Raw genomic sequence first — 16,757 nt, 5'->3', positions numbered from 1 at the left:
GATTGAGATGGCCGGCCTCAAACCCGCACCCGCCGTCGGCCGCCGGCGAAATTGACCGGCGTGCCCGGCTTGAGGGGGCGGCGGGGAAAGCGGCGAACCTCCGAGCCGGCATGATCCTGCTGGGCGGTGTCGCCCTTCTCGGCGCTTCGAAGCGTGTGGATCTCGGTTTCGACAGACGGCACCGACGTGCCGAGGATGGCAGATATTTCGATATAGTCCCGGCCGGAGCGGAAGAGCTCGAGCGCGTTCATGTGGGTGCCTTGCTGCGCCGGGGCGGCCTTGAGCTGGAAGCTCATCGCTTGATCCTTCTTCGAACGCGGTTCGCCATTCCCGCCGAAGCGGGTGCTGCCAACGTCTTTGATTTTTCACGGATGACGACCGGAGCCCGGCTCTGTTGCGGAGCAAAAGCTCCGGTCGTCTGCCAGGCCGCCGCCTGGGTCGGGCACGAGCGCGCCCGGTGGGCACGACATCGTCGCGCCCGGGATGCCGGCGTCGCCGAGGGAGGGCAACGACGCCAGCCACCGATAGCCGTCAGGGAGGAGTGAGGCTGTCGGGATCGGGGATCGGAAGAGCGCCGGGGGCGATCTCCCGCAGCTCTTTCGGGCTGGTCGGCCGGCTGCAAGTCTCGCAGTGGCGCTCGATCACCTCGGCGATCGACAGCGCCTTGCCGCAATTCGGGCAGCCGGTGTAGCGGGCGGGCGGGGTGGAGATGGTCACAGCGACTCCACCTCCCGGTTGGCGTTCAGCACCTGCTGCAGGGCCTTGGCGAGGAAGGGGATATCCTCGTTGCGAACTGGTATCGCGGACATCCGCCCTCCCCTTGGCCCCTGCGGCCGGTGAATGACGACGCCGGTCGGCACGACGTCCATGGCGAGCCTCTCTTGCGAGGAAATGGTGAACCTCATGGCGTCTCCTCCAGTCCGAAAGGCTGGCCCGTTGTTGATGATGTCGGTGCACATCATGGCGATTAGGGTATAATTAATACCCGATATGTCAAGCACATTAGGGCATGACATGTACCTTAATTTAGGGTATTTTTTATATCATGTTGAAAGATCAGGAACAATTTGAACGCGAAGAACGCGCAAAGCGCCTCGTCATGGCCAGGAAGAATGCTGGCTTTGCCGGGCCGAAGGCGATCGTCGATCGGTTCGGCTGGAATGCGAATGTCTACAAGGCGCATGAATCCGGCCGCAACGGCTTCGGCATCGCCGATGCGAAGAAGTATGCCCGCGCTTTCAAGGTCAATCTCAACTGGCTGCAGTTCGGCACCGGCAATGCGCTCGATCCGGATGAGCTGCCGGTCTCCGTCGCCGATGTGCCGAAGATCTCCTGGGTCAGCGCCGGCCAACTGAGCGAGCAGGCGCCGATCACCGACTTCTCGGAATTCCCGACGGTCGCCGCCCTCGATCTGCCCGATGGCGAATGGATCGCGCTCGAGGTCGAGGGCAATTCGATGAACAAGATCTCGCCGCCGGGCTCGATCATCTTCGTCAATCTGCGCGACAAGCGCCTGGCGCCGAACGCGCTTTATGTCGTCGCCGACGAAACGGGCGCCGCGACCTACAAGCGCTATCGCCCGAACGACAACCCGCCCTTCCAGCCCGCCTCCTACGAGGACGTGCCGCCGCCGGAATTCCAGGGCGCCGTCACCATCGTCGGCCGCGTCCGCCGATCGATCATCGAGATGTAGGGATGAGAGCGCAAGGCGCGGAAACGATGCCGCGAATCAATCAAATTCAATAGGAAAAACAGAATGATCCGCCCCTCATCTCGCGCCGGCAGAATCTGGTTCTATATCGTCACGGTGGCGGTGCCTCTCCTGGCATACAGCGCGGCGCGGGAGATGTACGGCCTGTAGGATTTCGCTCTGGAGCTCGCCGATCCCCAGCTGTGATCACGAGGGATATCGGGACGACGCATCCTCCGAAACCACAAATTGCGGAAGCTCCGGATGCCGTTTACGCACCACCCGCGATACCGCCACTAGGATGGACCGGATGGCGGCGGGAAACATATCCTTCGGCAGCTTCTCCTCTCACGGATCATAAAATTCGGTGATGGCATCGGGGCCCGCTTCGATCACCTCGTCGGTGATTTCGATTTCGTTGCGCGTGGCCCGCCTCTTTTTTTCTCGTAGCTTCATACTCCAACTTCAGCTCTCATTCCTCTCTCTTCAGCTTAGAAGGAGAAGGTTCCTGAAGGCTGGTGAGGGAGGGTTCCGGCCAAAGCTTCCCCCTACCCCATGAGCAAAGCCCATGAAGCCGGGAGAGCATTGGCCAAGTCCTGAAGGCCGGAGCCGGGATGGGACACGTGCCAGAGGGGCCATTCGCTTCGCCCTCGTCCTGATTTTCTGACAGCGCACTTAAGGACTTTCGCTTCCCGCGCCGCTGGGCTTCGTCAGCTCGGGAGTTGCACCCGGTCGCCCAATCACTTGATCAAGACATACGCCTACGATTCGTACCTCGTCAATCTATTGGGTATTTTTTATACCTTTTATGATTGACGCGATCGGGTATAATAAATACCTTAACCTCAGGAGCCGACCAGAGGCGCGAGAGGACAGGCGATGCAGCACATTCGCAAGATCGAGACCGAGGAAAGCAAGCGGGACGCCCGCTGGAATGCGGCGCGCACGATGGGCGACTGCCGCGCCTATATGGCCAACGAGGCCCAGCGCATGGGCGCCCTCGGCTTTGCCTTCCTGCGCCGTCCCGAACATTCGATCCGCGGCCCATCCTGGCTGCGCGGCGCTGCGGCAAGCGTCGAGGAACACTACCGCTATGCCCGCGAGATCATGGGCATCACCGACACCGATCAGCTTTACGCCTGAGGGGAACGGAGATGTCTGCCGCCAATCCCACACCAGAGCCAGCGACCGAGCGCCCTTCCCGTCCCGCCGCCCGGTGGGCCGGAGCAACCGAAAAGACCCGCGCCACGGCCCGCTTCACCGCCGGGGCGCCCGATCTCCTGGAGGCGCTGGTGGAGGCCGAACGCTTTTTCCACGGCAGCGACGATCACGGCTGCCCGCTTCACCAGAAGATCCTCGCCGCCATCGATACGGTGAAAGGCGGCGCATCATGAGCAATTGCCTGATCAAGGCCTTTTCCGGCTGCGCCTGCCCACCCGGTGACTGCGCGCAAAAGCCCACCACCCCGGCGCCGGTCACCTTCGTCTCGTGGCGGACCCAGGCGATCGCCTGCCTCGCCTTCGGTTTCCTCGCGGCGATCATCTCGGCCGCCTGGATGGAGACACAGTTCAAAACCCGGGATCTGCGAAACCAGGAGCATGTGTCATGGAAGTGAGCCAGGGCTTTTGCCGACACCGCCGGTCAGGAGCTGAACTTGATGTCGCTGGCCTTCGCCGCGGTAATGAACGCCCGCCGCACCTGCTCGGGCCCGGCGGCATCATTGAACACGTCGAGCACAAGCCGTTCGGCCGCCTTCGCCGCCGGCGTCTGCTCGGGCCAATCATTCAGCAAGGTGTTGCCGGCCTGAACAACATTATAGACCGTCCTCACCTTGCCATTGATGGTGATCTTCACCGGCTTGAACCTTCGTCGCCTGCTCATGATGCATCCCCTCACGCTGGAAATACGCGACTCAACGAATCACCGCGGGACTCGTTCCGGTTGAGATGATTCTTCGTTCGCCAGCCGGGCGCCGAGCCCGATGTCCTCCGTCTGCATGACAGGGCCCGGCTCGGATGCGTGCGAGAATGCGGCAGATGAAGCCCGAACCGGGAGGCAACACAATGGACCTTCAGAGTCTCGTCGCCGCGCACATGCCAAACCGCCGCCGCCCCACGCCGATGGGCGCCGCAGCCGAGGACCGATACTACCGAAATCAGATCACCCTGCCGCGCCTGAGGCTTCGGCTACTCGGGCTGACTGCCGCGACCGCCGGCCTGACGCTGCTGCTGGCCGGCGTCATCCACACATGAGGTGCCGTCATGCTCCGACAGACCGATCATGCTATGCTGCGATCCGTTGTGGGGGACCGCGCGATGGACGACAGCGAGGCTGACCGGGCGGCGATCATGGCCGTGATCCGCGCCGAAACCGAGGCCTGGCTGCAGCGGGACTTCGAGGCGCTGGCGAGCCACTGGGTGCAGTCGCCGCAGACCCGGCGGATGGAATATTTCGCCTCGCTCGGCGTCCGGGTGGACGAAGGCTGGGACCCGATCGCCGCGCGGATCAGGAAGATCGTCGAGCGATTCCCGGAGAAATATGCCTTTTCGGAGCGCGTCCGCTGGGAAAAGGTCAACATCGTCGTCGACGGCAACATGGCCTGGATGACCTTCGATCAGATCGGCAGCGACACCGGCGAAGATCGCAAGCGCCAGCTGCGGATCCTCCAGCGGATCGACGGCGCTTGGAAGATCGGCTGCATGGTGATGATGGAGAGCAGCGTCGAGGAGGCGAACTGCCCGCTGATCGAGGTCGACACGGATGCCAGGATCCTCTGGACGAACCGGCTGGCGCGGGAGCGGATGCACGGCCATCCCGGGCTCGTCGCCGCCGCCGGCCGCCTGCGTGCCCGGCAGCGCGAACACGACGCAGCACTGCGCGAGGCGGTGCGCCTGGCGTTCCGCGAGCTGCAGAGCCAGAGGCCGCTGAACATCGCGCCGAAGCAGGCCTGGGCGATGGCGCTTGGCGAAGACGCGGCCGGGATTCCGCTCCACTGCTGGGTTCTGCTCGAGGACGGCAAGGCGCTGGTCTCCTTCGACGACGCCGAGACTGTGGTGCGCCGGATCGCGAGCGCGCGGGAGGTCTTCGGCCTCTCGCCGGCGCAGACCCGGCTTGCCCGCCTGATCGTCGATGGCCACGATCTCGCAGCCGCCGCCGATCTGCTCGGGGTCAGTGTCAACACGTTGCGCACCCAGCTACAGCGCATCTTCGACAAAACCGGCGTACGCAACCAGGCGGCATTGGTACGGGCGCTGCTGAGCGCTGGGGCTCCGAGCACATAGCCTCGACCGCCGGCCCTGTGTGGCATCCCCACCAACCCAACCTTTCGATCTCGGCCATGATGCGCCGATCAGGCGATACGGTCTTCTCGAACTTGTTCGTCCAGAATTCCGTGTTGGACTTGGGTGTCGTCGCTAATTGCATCCGCATCGATCTGAACCTGATCTAAACCCGACCCTCCAAAAGAGATCGTGATATGGTTGGAGTCCAATTTGGAGAGGGGGCTATGCTGAAAAATCCTATCGTTGGACTGGCGGTTGGCGCGCTTATGGTTTTTGCGACCCACGCAGCAGCGACTGCCGATCCGCTCCCCAAAGGTTTTGAGCGCCACAAGTTCAACGGATCGGTCAGACCGGAGGTCAAGGACGGCGTGACCCGGTTTGAGATATTCGACCGTCAATGTTCCAATGTCGACTATGGAGATGGACGCGGCGAAAATGATTGCCGCAATGGCAACGTCCGCTCCACGATTCGCTATACGCGAGACATGAGGGTTGGCGAAAGCGTCGAATACAAGTTTGATTTCCGGCTCGCTCCGACTTTTGCCTACAAAGGCTGGCACAACAACTCCGCAAATGGCTTTTATCCCGATGGCTGGGACAGCCATTTGCGTTTCGCGTCCTGGGAAGGACCGGCAATCCACAATTTCATCTACATGCTGAAGGCCGACACGCGCAACGGCGTCAACTTTCTCGCCCGCCAGTGCCAAAAACCGGAAGATTTCGGCAAATGGGCGACATTCTCGCTGAAAATCCGATGGGCAAACGACGACAGCGGATGGGTTACGGCAAGCTGCGACAACAAGGTGATCTACGCCGCCGAAGGCGAAGCAACCAACCAGGCTCCGCATTGCTGGGAATCGAACGAGTGCGAGCCGCAATCAAACCGCGACCCAAAATCATTCAACTTCATTCTCGGCCCGGTGATGATGGGTTGGGGCAATGAATGGAAGAACTATGACCATCATACGTCCCAGTTTGACGTGGTGCAGCCGGATGGTATCGGTATCGATGTCCGCAATGTCAGTGTGACCCGCGGCGTCAGCGCCTATTCCGCCGAACAAGCAGTTTTGCTCAAGACGTTGCAGCAGCAACTGGCTCATTTGGGCTGCAAGCCAGGGAATGTTGAGGGCAAGCCTGACAAGGCAACACGGCAAGCCGCTCTCTCTTGCCGCAAGTTCGAGAGCGGTTCGCTTCCCCAAGCGGTCAATCTCACGACACTGCGAGCCTTCGCTGACGCCTATGCCAAGCCGGAGACCGCCAGTCTGCCTTCAGGCAACGCCGCGGCTGGTACCGAAAACGTTTCGTCAAAACCGAGGACCTATATCAAGCTGGGCGAAATGCTTGCCATGAAGACAGGCAAGGACACCAAGGTGAATTCCAACTTCTATGGCAAGATCAAAGGCGCCAAGAAGGGGCAGAACGAGCTGGACTTCATCGTACTGGGTCAGTTCGACTACACCGACAACACTTTCAGCCAGCTGTCATTTCTTCTGCAAGACAATCTCTCCAAGGCCGAAGTGAATGCCGCGGCCAAGTGCGGCTATGGGACGATCAGATTTCCAGATGGCACAGATCATTTGGAGATCGGCATGAAACGTTCAGGAAACTCATTCTCGTCCCCGCCAAGAACTGACTGCTTGATTCAAGCGCTCGGCAAACGACCGGCATCGCAGGTTCCCTACCTCACGACCGGGTTTGCCGATCTGGCTAAATCAATGGTTTCCGACGGCGGTTGGAAGAAACTGAGGCATGAAGGTCTGAAGATATTTGTCAAACGTGTTGCGGATGGTGAAATCACAGTCGGCGGCTGAGATCGCAGCATAGCGCCGCACGTTCCAGCGGCGGCGGCGGCTTCTCCACTGCGTTCCGGTCGGAGTCATTCACACCCGCTCGGGCTCACGCCGCACGGATAATGCCGACGAGATAGAGCGATCCCGTCACGAGAACCCATGCGCCCGATTCCGCGGCGCCGGCCAGTGCTTCTTCATAGGCCTCGAGCGGGTCCGGCACGACGATGCTCAGCAGCCCAAGGCTGTCTGCAATCGTCTTCAACTGTTCCGGCGAACGCGATCTGGCGCCGACGGTGGTGAAGATGATCGACATATCGTGGCGCGTCATCGTCGACAGCAAGCCTGCCGCGTCCTTGTCGTCCGCGATTGACACAACGGCAATGCACGGAGCGCCGTACTTTTCTTCCTGCGAGAGGTCGCTCAGAACCGCAGCAAGGTTGAAGGGAACATGCGCGCCGTCCAGCACCACGTTGACCTTATCGCCGTGGCTGGTGACGACGGCGATTTTTTCGAGCCGTCCCGGCAGGCGGGCAGCTTCGATCGTCGAGGGATCGAGGAGCTGTGCTCCAAGAGGCTCCGACACCGCGCCTGCGCCCTTTGTCATGACGCCCATTTTTCCGAGGACATCCAGAACCGCTCCCGCCACGGCAACATTCCGCTGCTCAATCGTTGCGTCGGCCGGCACCATGGGGCGTCGCACGGCAGAGCCGAGTTCTGCTGCCCGGGCGGATATGACGGCGCCTGCCTCGTCCGCCTCCGGCAGGAGTGTGACGACCGTTGTGCCGGGCTTTATGATTCCCGCCTTCTCGAAGGCAATGGCGGCGCGGGTTTTGCCGAGGATTTCGGTGTGCTCGAGATCGATGTTGGTGATAACGGCGACATCGCTTTGAACGATATTGGTCGAGTCCCACCGCCCTCCAAGTCCGGTTTCGAGAACGGCCCACTCTACCCTTTCCATGCTGAAGATCAGCAAGGCCGAAACCGTCAGGATATCGAACCAGGTCGCTCCCTGCGCGGCTGTCGCCTCTCGCCTTGCGTCTTTGAATGCCACCAGCGCTGCCCCAAGCGCGTCCGCCAGGCGCTCCTCGCCGACCGGACGGCCATCAATGCTGACGCGCTCGGTGATGTGCATGACATGCGGCGAGGCATATCGCCCGACGGAGAAGCCCGCCCGCGCAAGACCCGCCTCGATCAGGGCGCAAGTCGAGCCTTTGCCCTTGGTGCCGGCCACATGGACGATACGGAAGCTGTTCTGGGGATCGCCAAGCCGGTGAGCGAGATCGCGCATCGGCTCCAGATCGGCCCGCATACCGCCGCGCGGGCGGCGTTCCCAATTCGTGAGTTGATCAAGTTCGGCTAGACAATTCGCAAGCCGTTCACTTTCGATGCGGGACGACATGGGGCACCTTCGCAAAAATGATCCAGATGCCCAAGCGAGCGGCCAAATTCCCACGCTCCCCGGTGGTATCCACCTTCATCGCCAGTCACGCAGGCCTTCGATGCTAGCATAGATGAGTCCGAAATCCAGAGCGGCGCTCGTGCGGCCCGCAAATTGCGCTTGGGGCACCTGGATGGAGACGCAGCTCAAAGCCTGGGATCGGCTCGAACTTGGATTCTTGCGATGCCGATGCACCGAGCTTCCGCCAGCCGCGCTTCGGTTATACCTTTCCTGCAGAAAAATTATTTCCAGCGAAGGACGGGTTTTCGGGCGGTTGAACTCGCTCCGGTGAATCCGGGGGAATTTTGGCTGAGATTCGCAGAAACGAAAAACCCCGCCGAAGCGGGGTTTCTAGCTGGTCGGAGTGGAGTGATTCGAACACTCGACCCCCACGTCCCGAACGTGGTGCGCTACCAGACTGCGCTACACTCCGTGACCAGCGGCGCTTCTATAGAACAGCCTATCTGGTTGCACAAGCACCAAATTCCAAAAAACCGGCGGAATTTTTGACGGGGTTGCAACAGGCGTGGGCGCAGGCGGCTGCAGCAAAAAGCCACACTTCCCGCAAATCGAACGGAAGTCTCAAACGGGCAATTTTCTTTTGCCGGGTTCCGCGCTAAAGGGCAGACGGGACAGGCGAAACCGCTCACGAGGGCGGGCTTCGCAGCCAATGCGCTAGAGATCAGGACGATACGATGAATTTCCGCACCATGACCGCGGCCGGGCTTGCAATTGCGCTTGCCGGATGCACGACCATTCCTTCCGCCGGCAATCCGATCGAGGCCCGCTGGGTCGGCAAATCGGCCGGCATCTTCTTTGCCGCCTACGGGCCGCCGATCAGTGACAGCGAGCAAGGCTCGACCACCGTCTATACCTGGCGTGGCGGCTACAAGACCGTGCGCATTCCGGCGAAATACGCCGAAGGCGCCGACGGCAAGCGCGGCAAGCTGATTGCGTCCGCCCGCACCGCCTATCTGCGCTGCCAGGCGGAAATCACCACCAGTTCCGATTACACGATCCGCGACATCCGCACCGTCGCCGATATTCCGGGCGTCAACGGCCCGTCCTATTGCGCCGAGTTCCTGGCGCCGGAACAGAAGTAACGGACGCTTCGTCCGCAGCAGCTCACAGGCGGCCCGAGTGCCGCCTGTTTTCGTTCGCGGCGGCTGCTTCTGCCGCAAGCCGGCTTCCGCACGAAGAGCAGATTCCGCCAGGTCCGCCGTTGCAGCGGATGGCCCATCGACTCCCCGCTCCGAATATCCCGACAGCCCGCAGCCGGATCCGGCGCAAAAAGGGGCTTGTCGCATTCAACCCTCCGGCGTATCTATTGCCCGTCGCAAAAAGCGGCTGCCTCCCTTGATCCGCTCAGTGGCGGAGTAAACAGGTGGACGAATGGTCGTCCAGGTGGTCGAGCACACGCCATTCATGCCTTTGCAGCATGGATCGGCCAGCACCTCCCAGAAACCAAACGCCTGATCAGCTCAGGCCTCATCGTGAGTCCATTGGCGCTCGAACGGCGCTCGTGCGCTTGCGTCGACCCGGAACGCGCCATGACCAGATCCCTTATCGTCATTTTCACCGCCATTGTCCTCGATGCCGTCGGCATCGGCCTGATCTTCCCGATCCTGCCTTCGCTGCTGCGGGATATCACCCATGCCGAAAACGTCGCAGCCTATATCGGCACGCTGACCGCGCTCTACGCGGTGATGCAGTTCATTTTCGCGCCGGTGCTCGGGGCCCTCAGCGACCGGATCGGCCGCCGGCCGGTGCTGCTGATTTCGCTCGCCGGCGCTGCCGTCAACTATCTGTTCCTCGCCTTTGCGGCCGATCTGCCGATGCTGTTTCTCGGCCGCGCCATCGCCGGCCTGACGAGCGCCAACGTGTCGGTGGCGACCGCCTATATCACCGACATCTCGCCCGAGGAGAAGCGCGCCCGCCGCTTCGGGCTTTTCAACGCCATGTTCGGTCTCGGCTTCATCATCGGCCCGGTCGCCGGCGGCGTCCTCGGTGATTACTGGCTGCGGCTGCCCTTCATGGCGGCCGCCGTGCTCAATGGCTTGAACCTGCTGCTCGCCTTCTTCGTCCTGCCGGAATCGCGCCCCGGCAGCCGGGAGAAGATCGCGCTTTCGGCGCTCAATCCGCTGAAGCCGCTGCACGCGGTGCTGGAGGTCAAAAGCCTGCTGCCCGTCGTCACCCTCTTCTTCATCTTCAGCGCCACCGGCGAGGCCTACGGCACCTGCTGGGCGCTCTGGGGCAGCGACGCCTTCCATTGGAGCGGGCTTTCGATCGGCCTTTCCCTCGGCGCCTTCGGCATCTGCCAGACGCTGACCCAGGCCTTCCTTCCGGGGCCGGCGGTCAAATTGCTCGGCGAACGCGGGGCAATCCTGACCGGCATCGCCGGCGCCGCGATGGCGCTGACCGTCATGGCCTTTGCCGGCCAGGGCTGGATGATTTTTTCGATCATGCCGGTCTTCACGCTCGGCGGCATCGGCGCGCCGGCGCTGCAGTCGCTCGCCAGCCGGCAGGTGGATGATAACCAGCAAGGCCAGTTCCAGGGCGTGCTGGCCTCGGTCGTCAGCCTCGCCTCGATCGTCGCGCCGCTTGGCTTCTCCAGCGTCTATTTCCTGGTCCGCCAGGCATGGCCGGGCGCGATCTGGCTTTCGGTCGTCGCCGTCTATGCGCTGGCCGTGCCGCTCATTCTTGCTCTCAGGCTGAAGAAACCGGCGCCGACCGCGGCAAGCGGGCCGACGCCGTAGGCCACCGCCCGCGACGCGTGCCGCATGGATCCCAGGGTCAAGCCCTGGGATGACGGAGGGTGGGGAAAATGTGCGACAAATAGCAAGGTGTGCAGCGGTTATCGGATTGCCGATTTACGCCATGCCAATGCAAAACTGCTCGTACACCTTGCTGAAACTCATCCAGACGTCCCGCCTCTTGCCAATCGCCCTCCCCAAACTCCGTCATCCCAGGGCTTGACCCTGGGATGACGGAGTTTGGGGAAACGTGTGCGACAAATAGCGAGGTGTGCAGCGATTATCGGATTGCCGATTTAAGCCATGCCAATGCAGAACTGCTCGTGCATCTCCCTGAAATTCCTCCAGACGTCCCGCCTCTTGCCAATTGCCCTCCCCAAACTCCGTCATCCCAGGGCTTGACCCTGGGATCCACAACCCGGCACGAGGCTTCAAAATTTACCCCAGTTGGATGCCATCCCAGTCCACCAGTGCCAGCCGCATGGATCCCAGGGTCGAGCCACGGGCGCCGGCAGGCCAGCGGGGGCCACGCGAGACCCCCGAACCCTACGCCCTCACGCCGCCTCCCCCGCCTGCACCGCGCTTTCCGCCAGCTTCCGGGCCGCGACGAAATCCACCTTGCCGGAGCCGAGCACCGGCACCTTGCCGATATTGACCTCGGCCGGGACCATCATGTCCATGGCGCCCCTGGATTTGGCGAAGGCGAGGAATTCGGCGCGAGTGGCGGTGGGGGCGTCGGTGAGGAGCACCAGGCGCTCGCCTTTCTTGGCGTCGGGCAGCGAGGAGACGACCGAGAGCGCGCCGGGCCAGAGCTCGGCGGCCAGCGTCTCGACGGCGGCGAGCGAGATCATTTCGCCGCCGATCTTGGCGAAGCGCTTGGCGCGGCCGCGGATCTTGACAAAACCGTCCTCATCGATGGTGACGATGTCGCCGGTGTCGTGCCAGCCGTCGGCGAGCGGCTCGAGCACGCCGGGCTTTTCGGCGCGGAGATAACCGGCCATGACATTGGCGCCGCGCACATGCAGCCGGCCGCCCTCATCGATGCCGGGCACCGGTTCGAGCTTCCATTCCATGCCCGGCAGGATTTTGCCGACCGTGCCCGACTTATTGTACATCGGCGTGTTGATGGAAATCACAGGTGCCGTCTCGGTGACGCCGTAACCTTCGAGGATGCGCAGGCCGAATTTTTCCATATAGGTCTGGCGGGTGGCGGCCTTCACCGGCTCGGCGCCGGAGAAGATGTAGCGGATCGAGCGGAAGTCGTAGGGATGCGCCGTCCTCGAATAGCCATTGAGGAAGGTGTCGGTGCCGAAGATGATCGTGGCGTTGGAGACATAGATCAGCTCCGGCACGATGCGGTAATGCAGCGGCGACGGATAGAAATAGACCGGCACGCCCGAGATCAGCGGCAGCACGGTGCCGGCCGTCAGCCCGAAGGAATGGAACACCGGCAGGATGTTGAACACCTTGTCGCCGCTGTGGAAATCGATGCGGGCGGCGGCCTGGGCGGCGTTCGACAGGATGTTGCGGTGGGTCAGCACCACGCCCTTCGGCGTGCCCTCGGAGCCGGAGGTGAAGAGGATGACGGCCGGATCATCCGGCTTACGCTTCACCAGCGGCCGCGCCTTCCTGAGATAACCCAGGATCTTGTCCTTGAGGCCGATTTCCGCCCTGAGATCATCGAGCCAGACGATCGTCACCTGCTTTTCCAACTCCTCGATGACGGGCCCGAGCTTGGCCTGGGTGACGAAGGCGCGCGAGGTCAGCACATGCCTGACTTCGGCGGCCTTGCAGGCGGAGAGGATATTGGCAGCACCCGCGGTGAAGTTCAGCATCGCCGGCACCTTGCCCGCGGTCATGACGCCGAGCAGGGTGGCGGCGGCGCCATTGGCATTCGGCAGCATGACGCCGAGATTGGTTTCCGGGAAGCGGGCGCGGAACTTGGCGCCGAGCACGGCCGCCCCGGTCAGGAGCTTGCCATAGGTCAGCCGGCCGGTGACCGGATCCTCGACGGCAAGCTTGCCCATGCCGAATTCGCCACCTGCCTGAATGACGCGGTCGAGCACGGTCGACGAGGTATCGGCGGTCTGGAACAGCAGGTTCGACATCACCTGATAAAGGGCGGCACCTGCCGCCGTGCGGCGCTTGCGGCCTTTCAGCTCCGGCGGCACTTCCAGCTTCACCGGTTCGAGAATGGTGACCTTGACCTTGGGGAACAGCCGACGGCGGATCTTGCCGTTGTCGAGATAGGAGAGATAGCTCTTCTCCAGCCCGTCGATCTTCACCGGCACGACCATCGAGCCGGTCTTGTCGGCGACCATGGCGGCGCCATCATAAACCTTCATCAGCGTGCCGGTCACCGTCAGGCGGCCTTCGGGGAAGATGCCGATCGGGTTGCCATCCTGCACCACCTTGATCAGCGAACGCGTCGCCATCGGCTTGGTCGGGTCGAGCGGCAGGAATTTGCACATCTTCAGGAAGGGGCGCACCCACCAGGCCTGGGCGATCTTGTAATCGACGGCAAAGGTGGGCTCTTCCTCGGTAATGGCAAGCGCCAGGGCGCCATCGAGCAGGCTGACATGGTTGAGCGCGATGATCGGCGCGCGGCCGGCCTTCTTGATATTATCAAGGCCTTCGACCTCCAGCCGCATGAAGGCGCGGAACAGGATCGAGATGAAATCGCGGAAGGGATTGGTCGGCAGCGTCTTCAGCATCAGCCAGGCAACGGCGAAATTGATGATGCCGAGGCCGATCAGAATCTGAGGAATGGAAGCGCCGAGCGCCTGGACGGCGGCAACCAGGCCGAGGCCGACGGTGATGAACAGCGCCGAGAGCACATTGGCGGCGCCGATGACGCGGGCGCGGCGGTCCTCATGCGCCCAGGTCTGCAGCGCGGCGAAAGTCGGCACGGCGATGAAGGCGCCCGAGATTGCCATGCCGGCGAGATCGATGGCGACGCGGATGGTATTCTGGCCGGCGAAGAAACCGACGATCGTCGTCGCATGGCTTGTGGAAGCCAGGCCCCAGAGGTTCCAGGCGAGATCGAGGCTGAAGAGGCCGAGCAGCGCCGTGCCGACAGGGGCCGGCAGCAGCACGATGCGGCCTGATGACATCCAGGCGGCAATGGCCGAGCCGACAGCGACGGCGATGGCAAAGACGGTGAGATAGGCCGGCACGACGAGCTCGGAACCGCCGAGCAGCTCGGTCACCATGGTCGGCAGGATGGAGAGCACGAAGGCGCCGACCAGCCAGAACCAGCAGTTCATCAGCGCCGAACGCCACAGCCGTTTGTCCTCGCGGATTTCCTTGACGAGGGTGTAGCTGGAGCGGATGACATTGCGGTCGATCTCGAGATCCGGCGCCTTGGAGCCGGTGGGCGGGATCATCCGGCTGGCCAGCCAGCAGACCACCGAAAGCCCCATCATCATCGTGCCGAAGATCAGCACGTTTTCACCGCCCGAGAAGGCAAGCGCGGCGATGATCGTGCCGGCGAGGATGGCGATGAAGGTGCCGCCCTCGATCCAGGCATTGGCCTTCGGCAGGTCGCGGCGTTCGAGATGATCCGGCAGGATGCCGTATTTGATCGGCCCGAACAGCGCCGAGACGATGCCGAAGCCGAACAGCGCCGCCATCAGCACAAAAATCGAGGAGAAGGCCAGGCCGATAACGGCCAGGGCGGCGACCGCGATCTCGCAGCGTTTCAGCAGCTCGGCGATTTTGGCCTTGTCATGCTTGTCGGCGAGTTCGCCGCCGAGTGCGGAGAGCAGCAGGAAGGGCACGATGAGGATGACGCCGGCAAGCGTCACCAGGGCGGCGCCTTCGCTGGCCGACATCTTGAAGAGAATGAGGAACACCAGGGTGTTCTTGAGGAAATTGTCGTTGAAAGCCGTCAGGAACTGGGTCCAGAACAGCGGCGCGAATTTCCTGGAGGTCATCAGATTGTGTTGCACGGCGGGTCCCTCTTTCGACTGGCAGAGAAGGCCACAGAGTTGTTACGCAAAAGTTGAATGCGATAACAACTCTGCGCTGTGGTTAACCAAGATCAATCTTCATCGTTACGATTGAACTTGACCAGGAGTTTCTCGGTGCGGGCATCCTCGACCTTGCGGATCAGCTTCTCGGATTCGGCGTTGTCGCGCAGCGTCTTGGTGATGTTCACCGTGGTCTGCACCAGCATCAGAATGCCCATGGCGAGATAGCCCTTGCCCCAGAGATCGAGCGGCATCATGTAGAGGCCGAGCGCCAACATGAAGGCGGCCGAGCCGAAGGAGATGTAGGAGAAGCTGACCCAGCTGGCGGAATGTTTCTGGAAACTGTCGTTCATATCAGTGGTCCCTATGGTTCGATGGATGAATGGTTGGATGGATGCAATTTCAGGCAGCAGGCGTGATGCGGCTCTTCAGCCGCGCCAGTACATCATCGGCGGATGAGCGCAGCGGCGCGCCGAAGCCGGCATTGGCAAGCTTTTCGATGATGCCGGCCGGGCGGATGGCGCCTTCCATGTCCTTCAGCGCTGCGGCCGTCAGCTCATTCTGGCTCTGGCGCAGACGAAGCCGCGCCAGCGTCTCCTCGGCATCGTCGAGCGTGGCAAAGCCCGGACCGGCGACTGACACATCGAGCTTCTGCGCCTCCTGTGTCGCCCGCGCCAGCCGCTCGCCGCGCTGCAGCTCCTGCAGCCGCGCTTCGGAGGCGCGCACGATCCCTTTCAGCTTGTCGATCGCCTGAGTGAACTGGGCTTGCGCCTTCTCAGATGCATCGCGCTCGGCTTCGAGAAAGGCGATCGCCTCGGCCGCCTCGCGGGCCAGGCCCTCATTGCCCTTGGTGAGCGCGGCGGAAGCGCGGATCTCGAGATCGGCGATGCGGGCAACGATCGTTGCATGCTGCCCCTTCTCCTGTTCGTTCTGGGCGATAGCGACCGCCACACTGCGGCGGGCCGACTGGATCGATTGGGCGGCATCGCGGATCTGCTGGGAAAGCAGCGGCACGGCGTGGCAGTCGGCGAAAGCCTGTTCGGCATCATGCGCCCTGCCCCGCAACAAAATGGAAATCAGTTTGAACATTTCCTTCCTCCGGTTTATGAACGTTGTTCACGAGAGGTGTTATGCCAGAATCATGAACGTCGTTCAAGATAAATTTTGAACGTCGTTCAAAAAATCGAAGTGGAATGGTTAATGGCCGGCAGACGAGAAGAAAAACGCGAAGACCTGAAGGCCCGGCTGATCGAGGCGGCGCGCGAACGGATCGCCAAGGACGGGCTCACCAATCTCCGGGCCCGTGACATCACCCAGGATGCCGGCTGCGCACTCGGCGGCCTCTACACTGTTTTCACAGACCTCGCGGAGCTCGTCATCCACGTCAACTCGGGAACGCTGAAGGCGCTGGAGGCGAGGCTCACCCTTGATGAAACCAAGGACCGGCCGCCGACCGACCGGCTGCGCAACTTGGCGCAGGGTTATTTGAACTTCGCCGTCGAGCACCGGAACCTCTGGAAGGCGCTGTTCGACCACTTCCCGCCGGAAAGCAGCCCGACGCCGCAATGGCATCTTAACGAGCACCTCTTCCTGATGGATGTGATCGCCGAACCGCTGGCCGAACTGCAACCCGACATGCCCCCCGAAGACCGCGCCATCCGCGCCCGCACCCTCTTCGGCGCCGTCCACGGCGTCGTCAGCATCAGCCTCGAAGGCCGCTTCGTCGGCCTGCCGCTGGAGCGGCTGGCGCGGGAGGTGGATGAGCTGGTGCAGACGATTGCTGCGGGAGCGGAGCGGCGGCGGGGGTGATGGGGCGGCGTTGGGCGGAGTGAGG

The 16,757-nt window shown here is 62.4% G+C and carries 18 protein-coding genes, 1 tRNA gene and 1 riboswitch; of the genes, 10 read left to right on the top strand and 9 right to left on the bottom strand.

What is annotated here, in order from left to right; genetic code table 11:
* Positions 1-17 precede the first annotated feature (17 nt).
* From FHT79_RS24385 to FHT79_RS24375, 3 genes are all read right to left on the bottom strand, one after another.
* Positions 18-296: a sigma-70 family RNA polymerase sigma factor gene (locus FHT79_RS24385; protein WP_183904298.1), complete on the bottom strand. Its 279-nt coding sequence runs from the start codon at positions 294-296 to the stop codon at positions 18-20.
* A 235-nt stretch (positions 297-531) separates the two neighbouring features.
* Positions 532-717, bottom strand: coding sequence for a hypothetical protein (locus FHT79_RS24380; RefSeq protein WP_047614037.1), 186 nt, complete (start codon positions 715-717; stop codon positions 532-534).
* A complete protein-coding gene (locus FHT79_RS24375; RefSeq protein WP_063476531.1) occupies positions 714-905 on the bottom strand; it encodes a hypothetical protein in 192 nt (63 codons plus the stop codon). The genes FHT79_RS24380 and FHT79_RS24375 overlap by 4 nt, the downstream gene beginning before the upstream one ends.
* 140 nt (positions 906-1,045) lie before the next feature.
* On the opposite strand from FHT79_RS24375, the gene FHT79_RS24370 reads away from it, so the two are divergent.
* The 4 genes from FHT79_RS24370 (at position 1,046) to FHT79_RS24355 (ending at position 3,305) form a co-directional block, all read left to right on the top strand.
* The gene (locus tag FHT79_RS24370) at positions 1,046-1,693 is read left to right on the top strand and encodes a S24 family peptidase (RefSeq protein WP_007627142.1); all 648 of its coding nucleotides are present in this window, start codon (positions 1,046-1,048) and stop codon (positions 1,691-1,693) included.
* Between the two features lie 876 nt (positions 1,694-2,569).
* Complete coding sequence (locus FHT79_RS24365) at positions 2,570-2,833, top strand: hypothetical protein (RefSeq protein ID WP_097542798.1); 264 nt, start codon at positions 2,570-2,572, stop codon at positions 2,831-2,833.
* Between the two features lie 11 nt (positions 2,834-2,844).
* Positions 2,845-3,084 carry a hypothetical protein gene (locus FHT79_RS24360; RefSeq protein ID WP_183904297.1) on the top strand — a complete coding sequence of 80 codons (240 nt, stop codon included), beginning with the start codon at positions 2,845-2,847 and terminating at the stop codon, positions 3,082-3,084.
* The gene (locus tag FHT79_RS24355; RefSeq protein ID WP_183904296.1) at positions 3,081-3,305 is read left to right on the top strand and encodes a hypothetical protein; all 225 of its coding nucleotides are present in this window, start codon (positions 3,081-3,083) and stop codon (positions 3,303-3,305) included. The genes FHT79_RS24360 and FHT79_RS24355 overlap by 4 nt, the downstream gene beginning before the upstream one ends.
* A 26-nt stretch (positions 3,306-3,331) precedes the next feature.
* On the opposite strand, the gene FHT79_RS24350 is transcribed toward FHT79_RS24355, so the two are convergent.
* The gene (locus FHT79_RS24350; RefSeq protein ID WP_018069182.1) at positions 3,332-3,571 is read right to left on the bottom strand and encodes a DUF982 domain-containing protein; all 240 of its coding nucleotides are present in this window, start codon (positions 3,569-3,571) and stop codon (positions 3,332-3,334) included.
* A 182-nt stretch (positions 3,572-3,753) separates the two neighbouring features.
* Here FHT79_RS24350 and FHT79_RS24345 point away from each other — a divergent pair, with 182 nt between their 5' ends.
* From FHT79_RS24345 to FHT79_RS24335, 3 genes are all read left to right on the top strand, one after another.
* Complete coding sequence (locus FHT79_RS24345) at positions 3,754-3,942, top strand: hypothetical protein (protein ID WP_047614453.1); 189 nt, start codon at positions 3,754-3,756, stop codon at positions 3,940-3,942.
* Positions 3,943-3,951: 9 nt separating this feature from the next.
* A complete protein-coding gene (locus tag FHT79_RS24340; protein WP_183904295.1) occupies positions 3,952-4,971 on the top strand; it encodes a LuxR family transcriptional regulator in 1,020 nt (339 codons plus the stop codon).
* Positions 4,972-5,195: 224 nt separating this feature from the next.
* Positions 5,196-6,782 (top strand): hypothetical protein, encoded by a 1,587-nt coding sequence (locus tag FHT79_RS24335; RefSeq protein WP_183904294.1) that lies wholly within the window; start codon positions 5,196-5,198, stop codon positions 6,780-6,782.
* 85 nt (positions 6,783-6,867) lie between these two features.
* Here FHT79_RS24335 and FHT79_RS24330 read toward each other — a convergent pair whose 3' ends face one another.
* On the bottom strand, positions 6,868-8,160 hold the full coding sequence (locus FHT79_RS24330) for a Mur ligase family protein (RefSeq protein ID WP_183904293.1): 1,293 nt from the start codon (positions 8,158-8,160) through the stop codon (positions 6,868-6,870).
* Between the two features lie 21 nt (positions 8,161-8,181).
* A riboswitch (ZMP/ZTP riboswitch) is annotated at positions 8,182-8,259 on the bottom strand.
* Between the two features lie 296 nt (positions 8,260-8,555).
* Positions 8,556-8,632 (bottom strand) — tRNA-Pro (locus tag FHT79_RS24325).
* A 262-nt stretch (positions 8,633-8,894) separates the two neighbouring features.
* Here FHT79_RS24325 and FHT79_RS24320 point away from each other — a divergent pair.
* Positions 8,895-9,302, top strand: coding sequence for a hypothetical protein (locus FHT79_RS24320; protein WP_097542804.1), 408 nt, complete (start codon positions 8,895-8,897; stop codon positions 9,300-9,302).
* A 447-nt stretch (positions 9,303-9,749) separates the two neighbouring features.
* The gene (locus tag FHT79_RS24315; protein WP_183904292.1) at positions 9,750-10,955 is read left to right on the top strand and encodes a TCR/Tet family MFS transporter; all 1,206 of its coding nucleotides are present in this window, start codon (positions 9,750-9,752) and stop codon (positions 10,953-10,955) included.
* A gap of 551 nt (positions 10,956-11,506) precedes the next feature.
* Here FHT79_RS24315 and FHT79_RS24310 read toward each other — a convergent pair.
* From FHT79_RS24310 to FHT79_RS24300, 3 genes are all read right to left on the bottom strand, one after another.
* Positions 11,507-14,902, bottom strand: a complete 3,396-nt coding sequence (locus FHT79_RS24310; protein WP_183904291.1) for an acyl-[ACP]--phospholipid O-acyltransferase — start codon at positions 14,900-14,902, stop codon at positions 11,507-11,509.
* Positions 14,903-14,994: 92 nt separating this feature from the next.
* Complete coding sequence (locus FHT79_RS24305) at positions 14,995-15,276, bottom strand: YiaA/YiaB family inner membrane protein (protein WP_003546080.1); 282 nt, start codon at positions 15,274-15,276, stop codon at positions 14,995-14,997.
* A gap of 49 nt (positions 15,277-15,325) precedes the next feature.
* Positions 15,326-16,012 carry a PspA/IM30 family protein gene (locus tag FHT79_RS24300; protein ID WP_183904290.1) on the bottom strand — a complete coding sequence of 229 codons (687 nt, stop codon included), beginning with the start codon at positions 16,010-16,012 and terminating at the stop codon, positions 15,326-15,328.
* Positions 16,013-16,123: 111 nt separating this feature from the next.
* Here FHT79_RS24300 and FHT79_RS24295 point away from each other — a divergent pair, with 111 nt between their 5' ends.
* A complete protein-coding gene (locus FHT79_RS24295; protein WP_183904289.1) occupies positions 16,124-16,732 on the top strand; it encodes a TetR/AcrR family transcriptional regulator in 609 nt (202 codons plus the stop codon).
* Positions 16,733-16,757 lie beyond the last annotated feature (25 nt).

The organism is Rhizobium sp. BK212 (genome assembly GCF_014197475.1).
GTDB classification, from domain to species: domain Bacteria; phylum Pseudomonadota; class Alphaproteobacteria; order Rhizobiales; family Rhizobiaceae; genus Rhizobium; species Rhizobium anhuiense.
This window is presented reverse-complemented; position numbering and strand designations above follow the sequence as displayed.

Coding starts and splice junctions, on each gene's coding strand:
- FHT79_RS24385 (WP_183904298.1), bottom strand. CDS start 296: ATGAGCTTCCAGCTCAAGGCCGCCCCGGCGCAGCAAGGCACCCACATG.
- FHT79_RS24375 (WP_063476531.1), bottom strand. CDS start 905: ATGAGGTTCACCATTTCCTCGCAAGAGAGGCTCGCCATGGACGTCGTG.
- FHT79_RS24370 (WP_007627142.1), top strand. CDS start 1,046: ATGTTGAAAGATCAGGAACAATTTGAACGCGAAGAACGCGCAAAGCGC.
- FHT79_RS24365 (WP_097542798.1), top strand. CDS start 2,570: ATGCAGCACATTCGCAAGATCGAGACCGAGGAAAGCAAGCGGGACGCC.
- FHT79_RS24360 (WP_183904297.1), top strand. CDS start 2,845: ATGTCTGCCGCCAATCCCACACCAGAGCCAGCGACCGAGCGCCCTTCC.
- FHT79_RS24355 (WP_183904296.1), top strand. CDS start 3,081: ATGAGCAATTGCCTGATCAAGGCCTTTTCCGGCTGCGCCTGCCCACCC.
- FHT79_RS24350 (WP_018069182.1), bottom strand. CDS start 3,571: ATGAGCAGGCGACGAAGGTTCAAGCCGGTGAAGATCACCATCAATGGC.
- FHT79_RS24345 (WP_047614453.1), top strand. CDS start 3,754: ATGGACCTTCAGAGTCTCGTCGCCGCGCACATGCCAAACCGCCGCCGC.
- FHT79_RS24340 (WP_183904295.1), top strand. CDS start 3,952: ATGCTCCGACAGACCGATCATGCTATGCTGCGATCCGTTGTGGGGGAC.
- FHT79_RS24335 (WP_183904294.1), top strand. CDS start 5,196: ATGCTGAAAAATCCTATCGTTGGACTGGCGGTTGGCGCGCTTATGGTT.
- FHT79_RS24330 (WP_183904293.1), bottom strand. CDS start 8,160: ATGTCGTCCCGCATCGAAAGTGAACGGCTTGCGAATTGTCTAGCCGAA.
- FHT79_RS24320 (WP_097542804.1), top strand. CDS start 8,895: ATGAATTTCCGCACCATGACCGCGGCCGGGCTTGCAATTGCGCTTGCC.
- FHT79_RS24315 (WP_183904292.1), top strand. CDS start 9,750: ATGACCAGATCCCTTATCGTCATTTTCACCGCCATTGTCCTCGATGCC.
- FHT79_RS24305 (WP_003546080.1), bottom strand. CDS start 15,276: ATGAACGACAGTTTCCAGAAACATTCCGCCAGCTGGGTCAGCTTCTCC.
- FHT79_RS24300 (WP_183904290.1), bottom strand. CDS start 16,012: ATGTTCAAACTGATTTCCATTTTGTTGCGGGGCAGGGCGCATGATGCC.
- FHT79_RS24295 (WP_183904289.1), top strand. CDS start 16,124: ATGGCCGGCAGACGAGAAGAAAAACGCGAAGACCTGAAGGCCCGGCTG.